The 238-nt window shown below is 56.7% G+C and carries 1 protein-coding gene; it reads right to left on the reverse strand.

Annotation, left to right across the window (positions count from 1 at the left end):
- Window positions 1-238 (reverse strand): hypothetical protein (locus tag AC0L2O_RS37490; protein WP_473373283.1); only part of this gene is annotated, 238 nt, incomplete at both ends.

A 238-nucleotide genomic window follows, 5' to 3' on the forward strand; every position in this document is an offset into this window, starting at 1 on the left:
GTTCTCCTTGATCTGTTCGGTCAGGATCAGCGTGTTGCGCATCAGGATGCCGGCCAGTCCTATCATGCCCAGAATGGCATTGAATCCGAAGGGCTGGTTGAAGGTGAGCAGCATCGGCACGACGCCGACGAGGCCAAGTGGCGCCGTCAGCATCACCATGGCCATCGTCGAGAAGGATCGCACCTGCAGCATGATAACAATCAGCATGGCGGCTATCATTGCCGGAAAGACTTTAGCC

It is taken from the genome of Bradyrhizobium sp. Kon10, assembly GCF_055807395.1.